This window comes from Cyanobium sp. ATX-6F1 (assembly GCF_047395825.1).
GTDB lineage: Bacteria > Cyanobacteriota > Cyanobacteriia > PCC-6307 > Cyanobiaceae > ATX-6F1.
Genome location: NZ_JBCEBF010000003.1, coordinates 332,230 through 352,755, shown reverse-complemented (window position 1 = coordinate 352,755; position 20,526 = coordinate 332,230). Strand labels below are relative to the sequence as shown.

Annotated in this window: 12 protein-coding genes and 9 pseudogenes; 10 read left to right on the top strand and 11 right to left on the bottom strand. The window is 68.1% G+C overall.

Annotation, left to right across the window (positions count from 1 at the left end):
- Nucleotides 1-8 precede the first annotated feature (8 nt).
- Together pgeF and AAF143_RS13390 are read left to right on the top strand one after the other, a co-directional pair.
- Nucleotides 9-810 (top strand): annotated as a pseudogene (gene pgeF, locus AAF143_RS13395) (peptidoglycan editing factor PgeF).
- 148 nt (nucleotides 811-958) lie between these two features.
- On the top strand, nucleotides 959-1,321 hold the full coding sequence (locus AAF143_RS13390; RefSeq protein WP_255006138.1) for an AbrB family transcriptional regulator: 363 nt from the start codon (nucleotides 959-961) through the stop codon (nucleotides 1,319-1,321).
- On the opposite strand, the pseudogene AAF143_RS13385 reads toward AAF143_RS13390, so the two are convergent.
- Nucleotides 1,260-2,889 (bottom strand): annotated as a pseudogene (locus AAF143_RS13385) (NAD(P)/FAD-dependent oxidoreductase). The gene AAF143_RS13390 and the pseudogene AAF143_RS13385 overlap by 62 nt on opposite strands.
- On the opposite strand from AAF143_RS13385, the gene AAF143_RS13380 reads away from it, so the two are divergent.
- Complete coding sequence (locus AAF143_RS13380) at nucleotides 2,836-3,006, top strand: hypothetical protein (protein ID WP_414027540.1); 171 nt, start codon at nucleotides 2,836-2,838, stop codon at nucleotides 3,004-3,006. The pseudogene AAF143_RS13385 and the gene AAF143_RS13380 sit on opposite strands and share 54 nt — an antisense overlap.
- Before the next feature lie 78 nt (nucleotides 3,007-3,084).
- Here AAF143_RS13380 and ppsA read toward each other — a convergent pair.
- Nucleotides 3,085-5,584 (bottom strand): annotated as a pseudogene (gene ppsA / locus AAF143_RS13375) (phosphoenolpyruvate synthase).
- Nucleotides 5,470-6,372, bottom strand: a complete 903-nt coding sequence (locus AAF143_RS13370) for an ABC transporter substrate-binding protein (RefSeq protein ID WP_414027179.1) — start codon at nucleotides 6,370-6,372, stop codon at nucleotides 5,470-5,472. The pseudogene ppsA and the gene AAF143_RS13370 overlap by 115 nt, the downstream one beginning before the upstream one ends.
- Nucleotides 6,373-6,832: 460 nt before the next feature.
- Here AAF143_RS13370 and AAF143_RS13365 point away from each other — a divergent pair, with 460 nt between their 5' ends.
- A complete protein-coding gene (locus AAF143_RS13365; RefSeq protein ID WP_414027178.1) occupies nucleotides 6,833-7,381 on the top strand; it encodes a hypothetical protein in 549 nt (182 codons plus the stop codon).
- A gap of 16 nt (nucleotides 7,382-7,397) precedes the next feature.
- Complete coding sequence (locus tag AAF143_RS13360) at nucleotides 7,398-7,571, top strand: hypothetical protein (protein WP_414027177.1); 174 nt, start codon at nucleotides 7,398-7,400, stop codon at nucleotides 7,569-7,571.
- Nucleotides 7,572-7,617: 46 nt separating this feature from the next.
- On the opposite strand, the gene AAF143_RS13355 is transcribed toward AAF143_RS13360, so the two are convergent.
- From AAF143_RS13355 to hemH, 4 genes and pseudogenes are all read right to left on the bottom strand, one after another.
- Nucleotides 7,618-7,803, bottom strand: a complete 186-nt coding sequence (locus AAF143_RS13355; protein ID WP_255006125.1) for a GIVxVP protein — start codon at nucleotides 7,801-7,803, stop codon at nucleotides 7,618-7,620.
- Between the two features lie 375 nt (nucleotides 7,804-8,178).
- Nucleotides 8,179-10,035: pseudogene (ilvB, locus tag AAF143_RS13350) on the bottom strand (biosynthetic-type acetolactate synthase large subunit).
- A 118-nt stretch (nucleotides 10,036-10,153) separates the two neighbouring features.
- The gene (locus AAF143_RS13345) at nucleotides 10,154-10,687 is read right to left on the bottom strand and encodes a M23 family metallopeptidase (RefSeq protein ID WP_255006122.1); all 534 of its coding nucleotides are present in this window, start codon (nucleotides 10,685-10,687) and stop codon (nucleotides 10,154-10,156) included.
- 5 nt (nucleotides 10,688-10,692) lie between these two features.
- Nucleotides 10,693-11,867, bottom strand: a pseudogene (gene hemH / locus AAF143_RS13340) (ferrochelatase).
- 111 nt (nucleotides 11,868-11,978) lie between these two features.
- On the opposite strand from hemH, the pseudogene AAF143_RS13335 reads away from it, so the two are divergent.
- The 5 genes and pseudogenes from AAF143_RS13335 to AAF143_RS13315 all read left to right on the top strand — a co-directional run.
- Nucleotides 11,979-13,178 (top strand): annotated as a pseudogene (locus AAF143_RS13335) (hypothetical protein); the annotation flags it as partial.
- 27 nt (nucleotides 13,179-13,205) lie between these two features.
- Nucleotides 13,206-13,876 (top strand): annotated as a pseudogene (gene cobO, locus AAF143_RS13330) (cob(I)yrinic acid a,c-diamide adenosyltransferase).
- A 100-nt stretch (nucleotides 13,877-13,976) separates the two neighbouring features.
- Nucleotides 13,977-14,690, top strand: coding sequence for a UMP kinase (pyrH, locus tag AAF143_RS13325; protein WP_255006114.1), 714 nt, complete (start codon nucleotides 13,977-13,979; stop codon nucleotides 14,688-14,690).
- Between the two features lie 27 nt (nucleotides 14,691-14,717).
- The gene (frr, locus tag AAF143_RS13320) at nucleotides 14,718-15,257 is read left to right on the top strand and encodes a ribosome recycling factor (protein ID WP_255006108.1); all 540 of its coding nucleotides are present in this window, start codon (nucleotides 14,718-14,720) and stop codon (nucleotides 15,255-15,257) included.
- Nucleotides 15,254-16,381, top strand: a complete 1,128-nt coding sequence (locus tag AAF143_RS13315; RefSeq protein ID WP_255006101.1) for an NAD(P)/FAD-dependent oxidoreductase — start codon at nucleotides 15,254-15,256, stop codon at nucleotides 16,379-16,381. The genes frr and AAF143_RS13315 overlap by 4 nt, the downstream gene beginning before the upstream one ends.
- Nucleotides 16,382-16,431: 50 nt before the next feature.
- Here AAF143_RS13315 and AAF143_RS13310 read toward each other — a convergent pair whose 3' ends face one another.
- The 4 genes and pseudogenes from AAF143_RS13310 to AAF143_RS13295 form a co-directional block, all read right to left on the bottom strand.
- Nucleotides 16,432-16,809: a Crp/Fnr family transcriptional regulator gene (locus AAF143_RS13310; protein ID WP_255006099.1), complete on the bottom strand. Its 378-nt coding sequence runs from the start codon at nucleotides 16,807-16,809 to the stop codon at nucleotides 16,432-16,434.
- An 87-nt stretch (nucleotides 16,810-16,896) separates the two neighbouring features.
- Nucleotides 16,897-18,070 (bottom strand): annotated as a pseudogene (locus tag AAF143_RS13305) (transaldolase).
- A 161-nt stretch (nucleotides 18,071-18,231) separates the two neighbouring features.
- Nucleotides 18,232-19,976 (bottom strand): annotated as a pseudogene (locus AAF143_RS13300) (peptidoglycan D,D-transpeptidase FtsI family protein).
- A 3-nt stretch (nucleotides 19,977-19,979) separates the two neighbouring features.
- The gene (locus AAF143_RS13295; protein WP_255006094.1) at nucleotides 19,980-20,426 is read right to left on the bottom strand and encodes a hypothetical protein; all 447 of its coding nucleotides are present in this window, start codon (nucleotides 20,424-20,426) and stop codon (nucleotides 19,980-19,982) included.
- Nucleotides 20,427-20,526 lie beyond the last annotated feature (100 nt).

Genomic DNA, 20,526 nt, shown 5'->3' with positions numbered 1-20,526 from the left:
GCTCAGCCATGGCTGAAGCCGTCGACGCCCCCTTCGATCGCCCCGATGTGGGCTTCAACGCCCTGGAGGGCTGGAGCTGGATCGGCTGCTACGGCGGGTATTACCTCCAGTGCGATCTGCTCGGCGGCTTCGAGCACGGCTTCTTCACCCGTCAGTGGCAGGGCCGGGGGCCCGAGGTGCTCGCCGGTGTGATCAGTGCGGGCGTGAGTGTGCACCGGCCCAGTCAGATCCACGGCGCCGTGGTGCTGCCGGCTTCCGGGGCCACGGCCGCCCCATGGCCCGAGGCGGATGGGTTGGTGAGCGACCAGGGCGCCCAGAGTCTCTGGGTCTGCGGCGCCGACTGCCCGCCGGTGTTGATCGCCGATCGCTCCAGCGGCCGGGTGGCCGCCTGCCACGCCGGCTGGCGGGGGTGGCGGGCAGGATCCTGCCGGAGGCGATTCGGCAGCTGGAGGCGGCCGGGAGCCTGCGGGGGATCTGTTGGTGGCCCTCGGGCCCGCCATCAGTGGTCCCAATTACCAGGTGGAGCGATCCGTGTCCGAGCAGGTGGCCCTCGCCCTGGGCGGGGATGCGTTGGACCTGAAGCTGGCGGCCCTCGAAGCGGTGTCTGCGATCAGCCCCGACGGGGAACCGGGGCGCGATCGTCTGGATCTGCGCCGGGCGATCCGGTTGCAACTGGAGCAGGAGGGGATCGCCCCTGGGCAGATCAGTTCCTGCCCGCTGTGCACACTGGCCGAGCCCCTGCTGTTCCATTCCTGGCGGCGCGATCAGGTCAAGGCCGTGCAGTGGAGTGGCATCGTCGCCCAGGCTTAGATCGTGATCGTCATGGCGATTCCATGGCTGTCTACGGGAAGCTTTTGGTGCAGCGAGCGCTCAACTCCATTGCCTCAGGAGTGAGCTGTTGGGGCTATTCAGGGCGCCGCTGGGGTGGGAAGATGGTGCTGTATCCACATAGGCGATCATGCTCACAGGTGCCGATCTTCTTACGAAGGTCAAGGAGTTGGGAGATGCCGGTAAGTCGGAGATCGTGCGGGCCTGCGGCTACGTCTCCAGCAAGAAGGATGGCAGCGAGCGTCTGAATTTCACGGCTTTCTACGAAGCCCTGTTGGCGGCCAAAGGTGTCGATTTTTCCACTGGTTCCAAGAGTTCCAAGGGTGGTCGCAAGTTGAGCTACACCACCAAGGTGCAATTCAACGGAAACCTGATGGTTGGCAAGGCCTACACCTCGATTCTCGATCTCTCCCCCGGTGATGAGTTCGAGATCAAGCTGGGCCGCAAGCAGATCCGGCTGGTCCCCCTGGGAAGTGACGACGACGAAGAGTGAGCGCCACCGCTTCAGCCACTTCGATCCCATCCATCGCCGCCGAGAGAATCCCACCGGCATAGCCGGCCTTCCCCCGCCGGATAAAGCCCGGCGGTGTTGGTGCTCTCAAAGGTCTCGCCGCGGGGCAGCCTCACCGGTGAGGAGGTGCGGGTCTCCACGCCCGTGAGCACGGCATCGGCCATGGCGAATCCGGGAAGGCGTCGCTCGAAGGCAGGCAAAGCCTCCCGGATCGCCGCGATCACCTCGCCAGGAAGGCTTTCGCCCAGATCCGTGAACCGAACTCCCGGGGCGTAGGAGGGCTGCACCGCTCCCGCTTCCGCCGAGGGCTGGCCTCTGAGGAAATCACCGAGTCGCTGGCCCGGCGCTTGGTAATTGCCCCCACCGAGGGCAAAGGCTTTGGCTTCCCAGTGGCGTTGAAACGCCACCCCCGCCAGGGGGTCCCCCGGACCGTTGCCGAAGGGGGCCACATCGTCTGGGGTGATGCCCACCACGATGGCGCTGTTGGCGTTGCGCTCGTTGCGGGAGTGCTGGCTCATCCCGTTGGTCACCACACCGCCCAGTTCGGAGGCGGCGCCCACCACCAGCCCCCTGGACACATGCAGAAGCTGTAGGCCGTGCGGCCGTTGCTGGCGTGGTGGACCAGCTTGTACTCCGCCGCGCCGAGCAGGGGATGGCCGGCGCATGCCCCCCAGCGGGCCTGGTCGATCAGGGCCTGGGGATGCTCGAGGCGCAGCCCCACCGCGAACGGTTTGGGCTCCAGGGCCACCCCTTGCTCAAGGAGAGTTGCGAAGGTGTCGCGGGCGCTGTGGCCGATCGCCAGCACCACCTGTTCAGCCGCCAGTTCGCTGCCATCGCTGAGCCTCACCCCCACCACCCGGCGCCCCTCCCCGTCGGCTTCGATCAGCAGCCGCTCCACCCGGCTCAGGAAGCGCACTTCGCCCCCCAGGGCCTCGATGCGTGAGCGCAGACCCCGCACCACCGTGGCCAACTTGAAGGTGCCGATGTGGGGCCGGTGAAGGGTGAGGATTTCCGGATGGGCCCCGCAGGCCACCAGCTCCTCGAGCACCTTGCGGCCGATGTGACGGGGGTCGCTCACCTGGCTGTAGAGCTTGCCGTCGGAGAAGGTGCCGGCCCCCTTCGCCGAACTGGGCATTGGAGTCAGGGTCGAAGGCGCGGGTCCCACGCCAGAAGCCGAAGGTGTCGGCGGTGCGATCCTTCACCGCTTTTCCCCGTTCCAGCAGCAGTGGCCGAAAGCCCATCTGGGCCAGCAGCAAGGCGGCGAAGTAGCCGCAGGGCCCTGCTCCCACCACGATCGGCCGTGGTTCCCCGCCGGTGCCCCAGGGCTCCGGCGCCCTGGTCACGGTCTGGTAGCGCATGTCGGGACTGGGCTGGACCTGGGGGTCGCCGCTGAAGCGGCGCAGCAGCGCTGCCTCGCCCTTCACCTCGAGATCGAGGCCGTAGCTCAACTGGATGGCCTGACGCTTGCGGGCATCGATGCTGCGCTTGACCACCCGGTGGCTGAGCAGATCGGTGGCGGGGATGCGCAGACGCCGCAGCACTGCCGCCACAAGGGCGTCGTCATCGTGGTCGAGGGGCAGCTTCAGCGCGTTCAGCCGCAGCACTGGGGCCCCTCAGGCGCAAGGCCACATTCCAGCATCCAACGGAACACCGGCGGCGGCTCGTGATCGGTGCCACCCTTGGGCGGAAACCACGGCCACCCATGTCGCTGACCCACTGCCCGCTCTGCATCGCCCTGGCGGTGCTCAGCGTCCTGCGTTCGGCGACCCACCTGGTGCTCCTGTGGCAGCGGTACCGCCCAGCTCCCCCTCGATCGCCGCAACCGAGAGGCGCGTGGCCAGCAGCACATCCGGGTTGAGGCTGATCGAGTCGATGCCCTCCTCGATCAGGAAGCGGGCGAACTCCGGGTAATCGCTCGGGGCCTGGCCGCAGATGCCGATCTTGCGGCCGTTGCGCTTTGCCCCGCGGATCGCCAGGCGGATCAGTTCAGTGACGGCCGGGTGGCGTTCATCAAACAGGTCCGCCACCAGGGCCGAATCCCGATCCAGTCCGAGGGTGAGCTGGGTGAGGTCGTTGGAGCCGATCGAGAAGCCATCGAAGCGTTGGGCGAAGGCATCGATCGCTATCACGTTGCTGGGCAGCTCGCACATCACATACACCTGCAGGCCGGCGCGGCCCCGCTCCAGCCCGTGGCGGGCCATTTCCGCCAGCACCCGATCGGCCTCCTCGGGGGTGCGGCAGAAGGGCACCATCGGGATCACCTGATCGAGGCCCATGGCTTCGCGAACGCTGCGCAGGGCCTGGCATTCCAGGGCGAAGGCTTCCTTGAACCCGGGGGAGCCGTAGCGAGAGGCCCCCGCCAGCCGAGCATCGGGTTCTCCTCCACCGGTTCGAACCAGCGACCGCCGAGCAGGTTGGCGTATTCGTTGCTCTTGAAATCAGAGAAGCGCAGGATCACCGGCCGTGGGTGGAAGGCCGCGGCGATGCGGGCCATGCCCTGGCAGAGCAGATCGACGTAGTAGTCGGCGGGGTGCTCGTAACCCCTCGTCAGCTCGGCGATCGCCTGCCGTTCGCCTGGATCCTCCACCTGCTCCGGGGCCAGCAGCGCCATGGGATGGACGCGGATGTGGTTGGCGATGATGAATTCCAGCCGTGCCAGGCCCACGCCATCGCAGGGGATGGCCGCCAGCTTCAGGGCCTCCTCCGGGTTGCCCACGTTCATCAGGATCTGGGTGCGGGTCGGCGGCAGATCACCGAGAACCGTTTCCTCCACACGAAAGTCGAGGGCCCCCGGTAGATCTGACCCTCGTCGCCCTCGCAACAGCTGGCCGTGATCGTTTCCCCATCGGTGATGGCCGTGGTGCCGTCTCCCGTGCCGACGATGGCGGTGAGGCCCATCTCCCTGGCGATGATCGCGGCGTGGCAGGTGCGGCCGCCCTGGTCGGTGATCACGCCGCTGGCCCGCTTCAGGATCGGCTCCCAGTCGGGGTCGGTGCGGGCGGTGACGAGCAGGTCGCCGGTTTCGAAGCGATCGATCTGGCTGGGGTTCGCCAGCACCTTGGCGCGGCCGCTGCTCACCGAGGCGCCGATGGCGCGTCCGTGGCTGAGGCACTCGGCGTGGTGGGGCTCCAGGTGCCAGCGGCGCAACACGGCCCCTGACCGCCGCGATTCCACCGTTTCCGGCCGGGCCTGGAGGATGAACAGCTCGCCCGTGAGGCCGTCCTTGCCCCACTCGATGTCCATCGGCGTGGGGGTGCCCCGCTGACTGGAGTAATGGGCCTCGATGCGGCAGGCCCAGGTGGCCAGGGTGAGGGCCTCGTCGTCGCTGAGGGCGAAGCGCCGGCGCTCCTCCTCCGGCACCGGCACATTGCAGGTGGTGGCCTCCTCCAGGGCCGAACAGGCCCCATAGACCATGCGGATCGCCTTGCTGCCCAGTCGCCGGCTCAGGATCGGCCGGTGCCCCGTGAGCAGGGTGGGCTTGAAGATCAGCCATTCATCGGGGTTCACCGCCCCCTGCACCACGTTTTCCCCGAGGCCGTAGGCGGCGGTGAGCAGCACGGCGTCCCGGAAGCCGGTTTCGGTGTCGAGGGTGAAGAGCACGCCGGAGCTGGCCAGGTCGGAGCGCACCATGCGCTGGATGCCGATCGAGAGGGCCACCTCGTCGTGCCGGTAGCCGTGGAGCTGCCGGTAGGAGATGGCCCGGTCGGTGAACAGGGAGGCCAGGCAGTGATGGCAGGCCTCCAGCAGGGCCTCCTCGCCCTGGATGTTCAGGTAGGTCTCCTGCTGTCCCGCAAAGCTCGCGTCCGGCAGGTCTTCGGCCGTGGCGCTGGAGCGCACCGCCACGGTTGGGGGTTCAAGGCTGTTTCCAGATCGCTCGCCGCTTGCCGCCAGCCGCCCGTAGCCGGCTCGGATCGCCGCCGTCAACTCGACGGGCAGGGGCGCTTCGAGGATCAACCGCCGGGCCGCCAGGCCCGCCGCCTGCAGGGCCCCCAGATCACCGGTGTCGAGGCCCCCCAGCACGGTTTCCAGCCGTTCCGCCAGACCACTGCGTTGGAGGAAGAGGCGGTAGGCCGCGGCGGTGGTGGCGAAACCGCCGGGGACCTTCACCCCCTGGGGGCCCAGCCGTTGGATCAGTTCACCCAGGGAGGCGTTCTTGCCTCCCACCTGGGCGATGTCCGCCAAGCCCACCTGCTCGAACGGCACCACCAGGGACTCAGGGGCATCGACAGCCGAGGGGATCGCCATGGCGCTTCAGGGTTGGGGGGACGGTCGCTCAGCGGCAGCTCGGCGTTGGGGGAAACGGCGGGGGCCAGATCCAGCTTGCTCGCCGCACCGCTGAGCGACAGCTTCTTGCCCTCCCGTCGTAACGCCAGGGCGGCGCAGAGATCCTGGGCCTTCAGGCGAGAGTCCAACCAGAGCAGGTCCCAGCCCTGCTGGCCCGACGCCGTCGGCGGCACCGCGGCCACGGCCGACAACTGGCCGGCGTCGTAGCCAGCGGCCTCCACCAACCCCGGGCCGTAGCCCCAGCGCCGGCGAAACGCCTCGGTAAATCGCCCCCAGCCCGGTCCCTGGCTGCTGGTGTCGATGCCCAGCTGGGCCACGGCCAGGCTGCGCTCGATCGGGAAGGGCCACACCAACGCCAGACCCTTGGGCCAGGGGGCGGTGGTCGCCGCCCGGGCCAGGGGGCTGCCGGGGCGCGTGATCACCACCAGAGCCTGGGGGCCGTACCAGCCCACATCATCGAGCAGCTGGTTCCAGGCCTTGGCCTCGGTGGGATCTACCTGGATCGGAGGCTGCTCCGCACCGATCGCGCTCCCTCCCGCCTGCTGAAGGGCTCCCAGGTAGCGCTCAGCCAGCTGACGGGCTTCGGCAGAGCGATCGCGGATCACCATCACCCTCCGCCAGCCGCGCTCCATCGTGCCGCGGGCCAGTTGGTCGGCGGCCAGGCCGCGCGCCGGCGTGAGTGGCCAGAGCCGGTCCGCCCCCGGCAGTTCCGCCAGGTGCCGCAGCGACAGACCCCGTTGCAGCGGCAACAGCACCGTGACGCCAAGTCGCTCCGCCAGTGGGCCGTAGGCGGCCAGGGGGCGGCTGGCGGGGCGATCAGCAGCGAGAGGCGCGGGCTGGCCTCCAGCGCCGCAACTGGATCGGCCCCTGGGGGCACCCAGCCCAGGCCCAGTTCAGGCGCCAACTGGCCGCAGACTCGGCTTTGCTCTGCCGCCAGCCGGTAGCCCCGCCTCAGGCCATCCCCCAGCCCCGCCAACGGGCCCTCCGAAGGCAGCAGCATCACCACGGGCCGGGGCATGGGGGTGCTGCCGGCCAGGGCCTGCACCCCCAGAACCGCCGCGATGACCCCCAGGGCCACCAGCGCACGCATGCCAGTGGTCATGCCCCGCACCGTCCAGCCTGTGAAGGTTAGGTCCCACCCCATGCCTAGGCTTCGGGTCTTCTTCTGACACAGCTATGCGGGCCGGCTCTCCCCTCTCAAACCCTGGCTTGCGGGCCCGACTGGGCCGCCTGGGTGCCGCCGTGGCCCTGGGCTCCCAGCTCAGCTTGGTTGTTGGGGGCGTGTTGCTGTCGCCCGCCCCTGCCCAGGCGATCGCCGAGTCCGTAGCGGCCAAGAAGCTGGCGGTGATTCCCGTCTTCGTGCTCACCGACGACAAGGGAACTCCCTTACCCATTCCCCGTGACAAGGACCTGATCCTTCCCCTCTACCTCGATCGCGCCAAGGCCGAGGCTGAACTGGCAGCCTTCAGGAAGACCAACCCGTCGGTCAAGGTCAAGCTTCTGCCGATTCCACTCAACGTCGCCAACGACAAGATTCTTGAGCTCAACAAGCAGCTCAAGACCAAGAAACTGTTCGGTGCTGTGATCCCCCGTCCCCAGGATCGCGTTCAGGCCGTGAAGCTGCTCAAGGAGCAGGGGCTCAACGACAAGGCCATCAATGACGGTCTGAGCGTGCCGGTGTTCTTCACCAAGCCGTTCCTGACGCTCAACACCCCCCAGGGGCCACGGGGGTCTTTTCTTCTCCTACGACGCCCTTGAAAGCGCCCTGGCCAAGGTGCCCGATCGCCAGAAGCTCAAGCCCCAGGCGGCCGATCTGTCCGCGGTGCTTCGCGAGATCATCAAACAGAAGGACGACCTCTACGTCTTCTTCCCCACCCCCGACTACTTCAAGCTGGTGCAGGAGCAGGGCGGCTCTGGAGCGGCTCCCAAGCCTGCGGCGCCCAAGTAAGAGCCAGCAGAAGCCAGCGGGAAAAAGCTCGTTGGCGCCGGGGCGCTCAGGGGGACTCCGGCAGGAGCTGAATCAGCAACCCGGCGCCCATCAGCACCCCACCGATCACCAGGGCCACGGGCCGGTTGGCGGCCGCCTCCCCCTGAAGCCAAAGGCCCGCCGAGAGAAATGCACCCCCCAGCAGCAGGCTGGGGACCAGGACGATGCCCTTGGCGGTGCGGTTCAGACTCATCCGCCCTTGCAGGCGCTCGGCCGTTGGTCACCCCCAGGGGAGCCGCCAGGCCGGCCGCCACCAGGGAGCGGCCCAGATCCTCACCGCTGGGCAGGATTTTCACCTGGGCGAGCAGGTCACCACCGCTGGATCCCACGGGCCTGAGATTGATTCGGCTGTGGCGGGGCAAGCGCTGACGCACCAGATCGAGGGCCGCCGCCTCCTGGGGCGGGCTGACCTGGACGCAGGCCAGGCGGACGCCGTAGATCCGGTTTTGGTCCCCCACCTGCAGCTGCGTGGAACCCTGCACGGACAGCACTTCAGCGGCCCTGGCGGCGCCGGGCCAGAGCAACAGGAGGGCGCTGATCAAGGCGGCCAGGATGGGGCGCAGCAGGTTCAGAGCTTGGCCCCGCAACTGGGGCAGAACAGATGGGCGCTCTCGGTGCTGCTGCCGCAGCTGCCGCACTGACGGGTGGTGTCGATCGCGAGTTCGGGATGGCTGGGCAGACCCACCATCTGGGCATTGCTGGCCCCAGGGGGACCATCGGGTAGCAGTTCTCGTTGCGGCGAACTTGCACATCGATGAACACCGGTCCGGGGTGGGCCAGGGCCTCGGCCAGGTCGGCGTGAAGACGCCCCCGCTCCGTGATCGCCATGCCCCGCACCCCGAAGGCTTCCGCCAGGGCCGCGAAATCGGGCATGCCGCCGGTCATTTCGGAGTTGGAGTAGCGCTCCCCGTAGAAGCTCTCCTGCCACTGGCGCACCATGCCCTGCCAGCCGTTGTTGATGACCACCACCTTGACGGGCAGCCCGTACTGGTTGAGGGTGCCCAGCTCCTGGATGTTCATCAGGATGCTGGCGTCACCGGCCACGCAGACCACCTGGGCCTCCGGGTAGGCCACCTGGACGCCCATGGCGGCGGGCAGCCCGAAGCCCATGGTTCCCAGGCCGCTGCTGCTGATCCAGTGGCGGGGAGCGTTATGCAGGAACTGGGCGGCCCACATCTGGTGTTGGCCCACGTCGGTGGTGACGAAGGCGTGGGGGCCAGCTCCTGGAGAGCCACCATCACCTCCTGGGGGGCGATCATCCCCTCGGGGGCGGGCACCACAAGGGGGTAGTGCTGCTTCCAGCTGTCGATGCGCTCCAGCCAGGCCTCGGTGCGGTTGCTGGCGGGCTCCCCTTCGGAGGCCGCCAGCAGGGCTTCGAGGGCCGCGCGCACGTCGGCGACGATCGGCACCTCCGGAACCCGCACCTTGCCCACCTCGGCGGCATCGATGTCGATGTGGATCACCTGGGCCCGGGGGCAAAGCTGTCGACCCGGCCTGTGACCCGGTCATCGAAGCGGGCCCCGGCGGCGATCAGCAGATCACATTCGGTGACGGCGAAATTGGCATAGGCGGTGCCGTGCATGCCCAGCATGCCGACCGCCAGATCCGCCTGTTCGTCGAAGGCTCCCTTGCCCATCAACGTGGTCGTGACCGGCAGCCGGAAGCGCTCGGCGAGGGTCTTGACGGCCGCGTGGGCGCCGGAGCTGATCGCCCCACCACCGACGTAGAGCAGCGGCCGTCGGGCCTGGCGAATCAGCTCCAGGGCCTTGGCGATCGCGGCGCCCTTCGGGGCTGCGGGCAACGTGTAGCCGGCGGGCCTGGCGCTGCCGGGCTCCACCGGCACGTAATCGAATTCTTCGAGGCCCACATCCTTGGGCACGTCGATCAGCACCGGGCCCGGCCGGCCGGTGGAGGCGATCAGGAAGGCCTCGGCCACGATCCGACCGATTTCAGCGGGGTCGCGCACCACCCAGGAGTGCTTCACGATCGGCAGGGTGATCCCGAAGATGTCGGTTTCCTGGAACGCGTCGGTGCCGATCGCGGCGCGGCTCACCTGACCGGTGATCACCACCAGCGGCACCGAATCCATCTGGGCGGTGGCGATGCCGGTCACCAGGTTGGTGGCACCGGGGCCGGAGGTGCCGAAGCAGACCCCCACCTGGCCGGTGGCCCTGGCGTAGGCGTCGGCGGCGTGGGCGCCGCCCTGCTCGTGGCGCACCAGGATGTGGTTGAACCAGCCCCGGCTTTCAGCCTTGTGCAGCTCGTCGTAGATGGGCAGGATCGCCCCGCCGGGGTAGCCGAAGATGTGCTTCACCCCATGGCGGTGCAGCGCATCCATCAGGGCATAGGCCCCACTGACACGGCCAGGAACGCTGAGAGCGGCGGCGGCGGCTTCCACCGCAGGGGAGACGGACGTGAGGGTCACGGCTGCGGCAGAACCCAGTCGGTGAGATCGACCCAGACTAAGGCTCGGTCAAGGCGCTGGTGGATGGGGGCTGCGGATCGTTCGTCCGCCAAGCGGTTCACCGGGACCTGTGGCTGGCTCAACGGCGCCGACTGAGCACCATCGCCTTGAGGATCACACCGGGGTTGAGCCACTCGCCGCGGTAACGGATGCCCCAGTGCAGATGGGGGCCTGTGGTCCGGCCGCTCATGCCCACATGGGCAATCTCCTCGCCGGCCCGCACCCGCTGGCCCTCATAAAGCGCAAGGGATCCGCTGCGATACCAGCCGCCGCTGACCGAGCCGGACAGATGGCAGTAGATGTGCTCGTAGTCCCCGGAACGGATCACCAGGCCGATGCCGCAGGCACCGTCGCTGATCAGATCACTGACGGTTCCACTCCACCAGTTGCGGATCGGGGAGCCCATGGGGGCGGCGATGTCCAGGCCGTTGTGGGGTTCCCTCGAGCCGCTCGGACCGGTGCGGGTTCCGTAATGGCTTGTATAGCCGAGGAAACGGGTCACCGGGAACACCCCTCTGTTCCAGGCAGGGTTGGCCCCGGCCGGGGCCACGGCCAGGGGCACCTGGGCCAGCACCAGGACGGCCATCAGCTGGAAGGGGCGCAGGCGAACCATTGCTTTCAAAGCAGACCGATGGCGTGCAAGGGCCCCTTGCCGCTGATCAGTTCGAGCAGGAAAGCCGAGAAGCCGACCATGGCCAGACGGCCGTTCCAGACTTCGGAGCTGTTGCTCCATCCCCACGACCACTTCTCCTGGGGATAGAGCTTCACCCGGTTGGGCAGCTGGGCCGCCTGGTCCAGGTTCACCTCCGGACCGTCCAGTGACTCCTGCACCAGATCCGCCAGCCCGCGGATGAAGCTGGGGGTCACATCGAGGGCGGGCACCCGCTGGAAGTTGGTGATCCCTGCCTCTGTGGCGATCTCCCGGTATTCGATGTCGATTTCCTCGAGGGTTTCGATGTGCTCACTCACGAAGCTGATCGGCACCACCACCAGCTCCTTGACTCCCGCCTCCCCCAGCCGAACCAGGGCCTCATCGGTGTAGGGCTTGAGCCATTCCACGGGGCCCACGCGGCTCTGGTAGGCCAGGGTGAAAGGATTGCGGCGGCCCAGCTCGGTTTCGAGCCTGGCCATGATCAGCTCTGTGCAGCCCTCAATCTCTTTCTGGTAGGGGTCGCCCGCTTCCTCCACGTAGCTCTTGGGCACCCCGTGGGCACTGAAGAAGATGTGGGCGGTGCTGGGATCCGCGCAGCCTTCCAGTTGACGGGAGATCAGCTCAGCCATCGCGCCGACATAGCCGGGGTGGTCGTACCAGCTGCGGATGCAGCGGATCGGCAGCCGTGAGAAGGCCGGATCCACCTGGCGCAGCCGTTGCAGCTCCCTGAAGCTGGAGCCGCTGGTGCTGATCGAGAAGTGGGGGTAGAGCGGCAGCACCACCACCTCGTCCATGTGGTCGGCCTTGATATCGGACACGGCCGACTCGGTGAACGGGTGCCAGTAGCGCATGGCCACATAGGTAGTGGCCTCCACATCGCGGGAGCGCAGTTCGCTTTGGAGTTCCCGTGCCTGCTGTTCGGTGATGCGCCGCAGGGGGATCCACCGCCGATCGCCTTGTAGGCCTCTTGGGACTTGCTGCTGCGCAGGGTGCTGATCAGCCAGGCCAGGGGCTTCTGCAGCAGCGGTGTGGGCAGCCGGATGATCTCCGGATCGGCGAACAGGTTGTAGAGGAACGGACCCACGTCCTGAATGCGCTCTGGACCGCCGAGGTTCAGCAGCAGCACGCCGACCTTGGCCATGCCCGGGGGTGGGGAGTGCGCCGAGCGTAACGCTGCCGCCGCGCCCCTGGCCGCTTCCGATGTGGCTCGATAGGGTCGAGGCGCCCTTTCGATGCGCCGGTGTCCGCCTCGATCGAGCCGCTGATCCGCGAGCAGAACGCCCTGCTGGCGGCGGGGGATTGTCCTTGCGACTGGAGCTGCGCGGCCAGCGGCTGGGCCTGCGCGGCCCCCTGCCCTGCCGCCGGGGCAGCGGCCGCCATCCGGTGCAGCGCATCAGCCTTGGCTTGCCGGCCGACGAGAGCGGCCTGCGTCAGGCCCAGCAGCAGTTGCGCAAGCTGGTGCAACAGCTGCAGCAGCAGCGTTTCCAATGGTCGGAGTGGGGCCAGAGCAATGGGTTGGCGGCGGCGCCGGTCGTGGGAGGGCTCACCGGCCGCCCCGCGGGCTACTGGTCTGTCTGAACCCGTTGGCGCAGGCGCGTTTGTGCAGCCCGTCCTCGACGCCTTCGCCGGCAGCTTCCACGCCGAGGCCCGCCGCCGCCGAAACCGCGCCGGCACCCACACCACCTGGCGCAGCGCCTACCTGCCCTACCTGCGCCGGCTCGAGGCCCAGGCCGGTGAACGCCCCCTCGATCTGAATCTGCTGCTGCAGGTGCTGGAGAGCTATGGCTCCGCCAGCCGCAGCCGCCAGCAGTGCGGCATCGCCCTGGCGGCCCTGGCCCGCTTCCTTGGGCTGGAGTTGCCGGCCGACTGGAGCCAGCGGGCGGGGGGCTACGGCCTGCATCGGGCCCAGTTCCGCCAGCTCCCCAGTGACGCCCTGATCCTGGGGCTGCTGGAGCGCATCCCCAACCCCCAATGGCGCCTGGCCTACGGGCTGATGGCCACCTACGGCCTGCGCAACCATGAATTGTTTTTCTGCGATTGTTCCGCCTTGGCGCCCGGTGGCGATCGGGTCCTGCGGGTGCTGCCCACCAGCAAGACCGGTGAACACCAGGTGTGGCCCTTCCAGCCCGCCTGGGTGGAGCACTTCGATCTGCCCCGCCTGGGGATGGAGGCCGGCGCCCTGCCGCCCGTCTGCACCGACCTGGCACGCACCACCCTGCAGCAGGTGGGCCGGCGGGTGGCCGAACAGTTCCGCCGCTATGGGCTGCCGATCACCCCCTACGACCTGCGTCACGCCTGGGCCGTGCGCACCATCCACATCGGTCTGCCTGACACGGTGGCAGCCCGGATGATGGGCCACTCAGTGGCGATCCACACCCGGACCTACCACCACTGGATCACCCGCCGCGACCAGCAGCAGGCGGTGGACGCAGCCCTTTCCCGCCAGCGCCAGAGTGCAGCGAACGACTGAAGCCATCCGATGAACGAAACGCCCTCCGATCTCGACCAGCTGGCCGGTGAGATCGGCCCGGGCGGAGCCCTGGCCCCCGAAGCCGATGCCGAGGGTTACCGCCGGCGCATGGAGCGCCGCCGCGAGGTGCAGAGCCAGCGGGTGGGGGAGCGCAACCTGGAGAAGGGGCTGGTGCTGGTGTTCACCGGCGAGGGCAAGGGCAAGACCACCGCGGCCCTCGGCCTGGTGCTGCGCGCCCTCGGCCATGGGCAGCGGGTGGCGGTGATCCAGTTCATCAAGGGGGCTGGCTGCCAGGTGAGGCCAAGGCCCTGGCGGTGTTCGGCGAGGCCCTGCACTGGCAGGCCCTGGGGGAAGGCTTCACCTGGGAGACCCAGGACCGGGAGCGGGACCGCCAGCTGGTGCAGGAGGCCTGGGCCGAATCACTGCGGCACCTTGCCGATCCGGAGCGCAAGCTGGTGGTGCTCGATGAGGTGAACGTGGCCCTCAAACTGGGCTACTTGGGTCTGGAGCAGCTGCTGGCGGGCCTCGATCAGCGGCCGCCCCTCACCCATGTGGCGCTCACGGGCCGCGGCGCCCCTCCGGCCCTGGTGGAGCGGGCCGATCTGGTGACCGAGATGAAGCTGCTGCGCCACCCGTTCCGGGAGCAGGGGGTGAAGGCCCAGGCCGGTATCGAGTACTAGGGCATCGAAGGGCCATCGCTGGCGGTGGAATCTCTGCTGGGGGCAGGCGTTGGCTGCTTGCTACTCTGCGCCCGAACGCAGATGACGAGCGCTGAACCGGATGGCTTATCGGCGTGTCCTTCTCAAACTCAGCGGCGAAGCGCTGATGGGCGAGCAGGGTTACGGCATCGATCCGGCCATCGTCCAGTGGATTGCCGCCGATGTGGCCGCCGTGGTGGCCGCCGGCACGGAGGTGGCGATCGTGGTGGGTGGCGGCAACATCTTCCGGGGCCTCAAGGGTTCCGCCGCCGGCATGGACCGCGCCACCGCCGATTACGTCGGCATGCTGGCCACGGTGATGAACGCCATCAGCCTCCAGGACGCCCTGGAGAGGGCGGGGGTGCCCACGAGGGTGCAGACCGCGATTGCCATGCAGGAGGTGGCCGAGCCCTACATCCGCCGCAAGGCGATTCGGCACCTGGAAAAGGGCCGCGTGGTGGTGTTCGGGGCCGGTTGCGGGAACCCCTTTTTCACCACCGACACCACCGCCGCCCTGCGCGCCGCCGAGATCAACGCCGAGGTGGTCTTCAAGGCCACCAAGGTCGATGGCGTCTACGACAAGGATCCCGCCAAGCACGCCGATGCCGTGCGCTACGACACCCTCACCTTTCAGCAGGTGCTGAGTGGGGAGCTTGAGGTGATGGACAGCACCGCCATCGCCCTCTGCAAGGACAACGACATCCCGATCGTCGTGTTCGACCTGTTCGGCCCCGGCAACATCGGCCGGGTCGTCGCGGGTGAACCGATCGGCACCCGCATCACCCCCTCCACCTGAGCCCTCCTCGCCCCTGAGCCCCCTGCCATGGATCTCGAAGCCAGCATGCAGAAGTCGCTGGAATCCACCCTGCGTACGTTCAATTCGATCCGCACCGGCCGCGCCAACCCCGCTCTGCTCGACAAGATCAGCGTTGAGTACTACGGGGCCGATACGCCGCTGAAGTCATTGGCGACCCTCTCCACCCCCGACGCCCAGACCCTTCAGATCCAGCCCTTCGATGCGGGCTCCATGGCCCTGATCGAGAAGGCGATCGCCACCAGTGATCTCGGCCTCACCCCCAACAACGATGGCCGGGTGATCCGCATCAACATTCCGCCACTGACAGCAGAACGGCGCAAGGAGTTCTGCAAGTTGGCCGCCAAGTACGCAGAGGAGGGCAAGGTGGGCCTGCGCAACATCCGTCGCGACGCCATCGACAGGATCAAGCGCAGCGAAAAGGAGGCTGAGCTCTCAGAAGATCAGAGCCGCGATGAGCAGGACAAGGTGCAGAAGCTCACCGATCGCTTCATCGCCCAGCTCGAGAAGCATCTCGCTGAGAAGGAAGCCGACATCCTCAAGGTTTGAGCCACGCCGATGTGATCGTGATCGGCGCCGGTGCCGCCGGTGCCGCCACCGCGTTCCACCTCGCCCAGCGGGGCCGTTCGGTGTTGCTGCTGGAGAGGGAGCGGCTGCCGCGGAGCAAGCCGTGCGGGGGTGGCATGGCCGCCTCGGTGCAGCGCTGGTTCCCCTTCGATCTCGCCCCGGCGGTGGATCGGGTGATCGAGAAGGTGCGCTTCACCTGGTGTCTGGAGGATCCGGTCACCGCTGAGCTGCCGGGCAGTTCCCCGTTCTGGATCGTGCGTCGCTCGGTGCTCGATGCCTTCTTGAGCAGCCAGGCGGTGGCCTCAGGAGCCGAATTGGAGCAAGGCTGCACCGTGGAGTCCGTGGAACGCGACGGCGAGGGTTGGAGTGTGGGCACATCACTCGGCCGCCAGCTGAACGCCCGGGCACTCGTGGTGGCCGATGGCTCATCCTCTCGCTTCGCCACCTCCCTGGGACTGGGGCCCGCCCGGCCCCGATTTGCCCAGGCCGTGGCGGTGGATGTGGAGGGGGACCAGCTGGAGCCGGACACGGCCCGGTTCGAATTCGGCCTGGTGCGCCATGGCTTCTGCTGGGCCTTCCCGCGCCAGGGCGGCACCAGCATCGGTGTGGGCTCCTTCATCGGCCGCGAACCGCTGCAGGTCGAGGCGGTGCTCGAGCGGCTGTTGCCGGCCCTGGGGTTGAGCGCCGATGCAGGCGCGCTCCGTACCGCTCCGCTGCGCATCTGGGATGGTCATCACGCCCTCCATGGTCCTGGGGTGGTGGCGGTGGGCGATGCGGCCTCCCTGGCGGATCCGTTCCTGGCGGAAGGTCTGCGCCCGGCGCTGCTCAGTGGCACCCGCGCCGCTGAAGCTCTTGATCGCTGGCTTGGGGGCGAGGCGCGGGCCCTGGCGAGCTACAGCGCCACGATGCGCACGGAATGGGGCGATTCGATGGCCTGGGGACGCCGCATCGCCCAGGTGTTCTACCGGTTCCCGAGTGTGGGCTATCAGCTGGGGATCAAGCGCCCCACCGCCCCCCAGCGCATCGCCCAGATCCTCTCGGGAGAGATGGGCTATGGCGACATCGCCCAGCGGGTGATCCGGCGCCTGCTGTTCAAGGGCGCCTAGTTTTTTGTTTAAGTAACAGCTTGTCTGCTCAACAGCCGGTAGCGAGTGGCTCAGACCCTGACGGCGTCCTTGAGCTGGCGCAGGCGTTCGTCGATGGAAGCCAGCAGCTCGATGGCGAACATGGGGGCCTCCTGGACCGCGAACAGGAACTTCTCCCGATTCATCACCAGGATGCGCGAGCGGCTGAGGGCCCGGGCGTTGCCGTAGCGGCGGTGGTCATGGGTCACCAGGGCGCCGGCACCGAACACATCACCTGCCTTGATCTGCTCATGGCCCGCATCGCCGTTCCAGGTCAGCTCCACCGTGCCCTCCAGCAGGCCGAACATGCAGTCCCCCTGTTCCCCGGCCCGGAAGATCACCTCGCCGGCCTCGATGTCACGCACCTCGCCCTGGCTGGCGAGGGATCGCATGGTGTCGAGAGCATTCACGGCAGACGGGTCGGAAGATCCAAATCACTCTTGCGCACGGTGGTTAAGCCCAGATGAACCCCGGACTGGTTGGGGGCCTCTGGAGGCTCAGGAGCTCTGGGCCAGGGCCAGGGCGGCCCCGAGCCCCCGCGCACGTCGTCTGGCACCAGGCGACCATCATGGTCGGTGTCGAGGGCATCGAACACCGCATCGCTCCCCAGCCACTCCTCGCGGGTGATGCAGCCGTCGCCATCGAGGTCGTTGAGCAGGAAGATCTCCTGGGCCGCATGGGTGAAGGCGGAGGCCCCTCCAGTTCCGCCAGGCGGTGGGCCAGCTGGGCTTCGAGGGTTTCGATCGCCTTGCAGAATCCGCGGATCCCCTCGTCGAGTTTTTCGTGGGCCATGGCATCGGCGGCCATGGCCGCGTCGAAGGCCGCTCTGTCGAGATGCACGCGCGCTTCGCTGGGGGCGGGATTGAGCCCATCGAGCTTGCGCTCCAGCACCCCTTCGCTGGAGCGCAGCTGATCGAGCAGCTTCGGGGAAATGGTGAGCAGGTCGCAGCCTGCGAGTTCGAGGATCTCCTCGATGTTGCGGAAGCTGGCCCCCATCACCTCCGTGCCATACCCGTGGGTCTTGAAGTAGTTGAAGATCCGGGTCACCGACACCACACCGGGGTCTTCGTTGCCGGGGTAGTGATCCCGGCCGGTGGAGGCCTTGTACCAGTCGAGGATGCGACCCACGAAGGGGGAGATCAAGGTGACGCCGGCCTCAGCGCAGGCCACCGCCTGGGCGAAGTTGAACAGCAGGGTGAGGTTGCAGTGGATGCCTTCCTTCTCCAGCTGCTGGGCGGCCTGAATGCCTTCCCAGGTGGAGGCCACTTTGATCAGCACCCGGTCGCAGCCGATGCCCGCCTCGCGGTAGAGGCCGATGAGCTTGCGGGCCTTGGCGATGCTGCCCTCGGTGTCGTAGCTGAGCCTGGCGTCCACCTCGGTGGACACCCGGCCGGGAACGATCTTGAGAATCTCGCGGCCGAAGATCACACAGATCTCATCGAGGGCTTCGAGCACCACCGCTTCGGCCGGGGCCTCGGGCCCGATCACGGCCCGGGCCGAGCGCAGGGCGTCATCGATCAGGGGCTGGTAGGCAGGGATCTGGGCCGCCGCCAGGATCAGCGAGGGGTTGGTGGTGGCATCCCGGGGCGTGAACTGCTTGATCGCGTCGAGCTCGCCGGTGTCGGCGACCACCACGGTGATGGCGGCGAGCTGGTCCAGCAGGTTGGCCATGGAAGTGGGCTGGCTCAGTTCGAACCACCGTAGCCAGCCCGCCGGGGCCACCACCTTCAGACCGCCTGGAGAAGGGGCCTGTTTGAGGGTTCCCGCACCTGGTGGCGCGGAGGCTCAGCCGGTGGGCCTGGCCTTGGCTGCGGCCGCGGTCTTGCCCCCGTTCAGCACGGGGCTGGGGGGATCTTCTCCAGCACCAGCAGGGCTTCGACGATCTGTTTGGCCACGGGCACGGCAACGGTGGAGCCGTAGGCATTGCCCCCTGGGGCTCATCCACCACCACCAGCACCACGAAGCGGGGATCCTCGATCGGCAGATGGGCCACGAAGCTGCAGATGCGCGCGCCGGGGATGTAGACGCCATTGAGCGCTTTCTGGGCGGTGCCGGTCTTGCCGCCGATGCGGTAACCGGGGATGCGGATGCCCTTGCCGCTGCCCTTCTGGACCACCGTTTCCATCCAGTGGAGCACCGTGAGCGCCACCTGGGGCTTGATCAGTTGCAGGCCGCCCTCGGGTGCCGGGCCCGCCAGGCCTTCGCCGGAGCGCAGGCCACGGGTGATGTGGGGGCTCACCAGGCGACCGCCGTTGGCCAGCATGGCGTGGAGCTGCAGCAGCTTGAGCGGGGTGAGGGAGAAGCCCTGGCCGAAGGCTGCCGTGGCAGGTTCGATCGGCTGGCTGACGAAATCACTTTTGCTCTTGAGCTGACCGGCCACCGCCCCGGGCAGGTCGGTGTCGGGCACCGTGTCGATGCCGAATTTGTGCAGCCAGGCCCAGAAATGGCTTGGCTTGACGTGGCGCATGGCCTGCACCATCCCGACGTTGCTGGACACCTGCAGCACGGTCGGGAAATCCATCACCCCGTTGGCCCGTTTGTCGTGGTTGTAGATCGGCCAGCCGCCGATGGTGAGTGATCCGTTGTCGGTGACGGTGCCGCCCGGATCGATCGCCCCCTCCTGCAGGGCCAGGGCCAGATTGATCGGCTTGAAGGTGGATCCGGGTTCGTAGAGGTCCTGCACCGACCACTCCCTGAACAGCGATGGCGAGTACGTCCAGAAGCGGTTGGGGTTATAACTCGGCACCGAGGCGAGCGCGAGCATCTCGCCGTTGCGCACGTCCATCACCAGGGCAACGCCCTTCTTGGCGTTCCATTGCTTGACCTGCTTGGCCAGGGCGGCCTGGGCCACCTGCTGGAGCCGGGCATCCAAGGTGAGCTGGAGGCGCAGGTCGTCGCCGTAGAGCACCCCCGCCTGCAGCCCATCGGGAAGCGGAGTGCCATCGGCGCCCCGGCGCATGGAGCGGGACGATTCGTGGCGTTTGAGATCGCTGTCGCGGCTCTGCTCCAGGCCCGCCTGGGGAACCCGCTCCTGGTTCAGAAAACCCACCACGTTCGCGAACAGGCTGCCCTGGGGGTAGATCCGCTGCGGGAACGCTTCCAGATCGAGGCCGCTGATGCCCAGGCTCCTGACCCGGTGGGCCGTTTCCGGGTCCAGATCGGAGGCCAGTTTCACCCCGGTACGGCGCGTACCGATGGTGCTGAGAAGCTTGTCTTTGGGCACCGCCAGCACCGCAGCCAGCTTGGCGGCCACCTCCTCGGGGCGGCGAACCCCGTTGGGGTCATCGCCGGGGAAGTTGAAGTAGCGCGGATGGGCCCAGAGAACGAAGCGCTCCTCGTCGAGGGCCACCAGGCGGCCTTCGCGATCGACGATCGTGCGGCGCTTGCCGATCGGCGTGACCTTCTGGGTCTGGATCGCCCGGGCGCGGGCCTCGAGCTTGGGGCCCTGAACGATCTGCACCCAGGCCAGGCGCACCGCCAGGCCCGCCAGGCCCGCAGCCAGCACCAGATACACCGCCAGCAGACGGCCGGCCGGAACGCTGTGGAGATCGACGACGCGCCGCTGAACGTTGGTCAAGGTTCAGTAACCAGGCAGCACCTGGCGGGTGCTGATGCCCGCCAGCAGAGAGGACATCGGGCTCGTGGGCCGCGGCTTGGGGGTGTTGAGATAGACGAGTTTCTCGGTGCTGGTGGGCACCAGCAGACCGGGGCGGTGGGCGGCCCCGAGGTGGTGCTGCTCCAGCACCGCCGCTGATTCCTGAAGACGGTGCTCAAGCACCTGGGTTGCCTCGAAGCGTTGGTAAGACTGGGTCCACTGGGTCTGCCAGTGAAGCGAGAGACCCGCCAGGCCGACCATGCTCAGGCCCAGCCCCGCCAGGGCCCCGTCGGCCACCCGATGCAGTCCCGCCAGCCAGGGGGCCTGCCGGGCCACCTTGTTGGCCGAGAGCGACCCCTGGATCAGTTCCAGGGACCGTCGCCCCTTGCTGGGTGCCTGGGAGGGAAACCGTTGGGAGGGAGCGGCGACCAAGGTGCCTGAACAGTGACTGCGCCAGTGAACCACGCCACCAATGGTGCAGCAAGGCACAGAATTGGATCCGAGCGCCGCAGGTCTGGTGGTTGGCCCAGCT

Excerpts from the sequence above, each read along its gene's own strand:
- frr (WP_255006108.1), top strand. The coding sequence starts at position 14,718 with ATGGATCTCGAAGCCAGCATGCAGAAGTCGCTGGAATCCACCCTGCGT.
- AAF143_RS13345 (WP_255006122.1), bottom strand. The coding sequence starts at position 10,687 with ATGGTTCGCCTGCGCCCCTTCCAGCTGATGGCCGTCCTGGTGCTGGCC.
- AAF143_RS13355 (WP_255006125.1), bottom strand. The coding sequence starts at position 7,803 with ATGAGTCTGAACCGCACCGCCAAGGGCATCGTCCTGGTCCCCAGCCTG.
- pyrH (WP_255006114.1), top strand. The coding sequence starts at position 13,977 with ATGGCTTATCGGCGTGTCCTTCTCAAACTCAGCGGCGAAGCGCTGATG.
- AAF143_RS13390 (WP_255006138.1), top strand. The coding sequence starts at position 959 with ATGCTCACAGGTGCCGATCTTCTTACGAAGGTCAAGGAGTTGGGAGAT.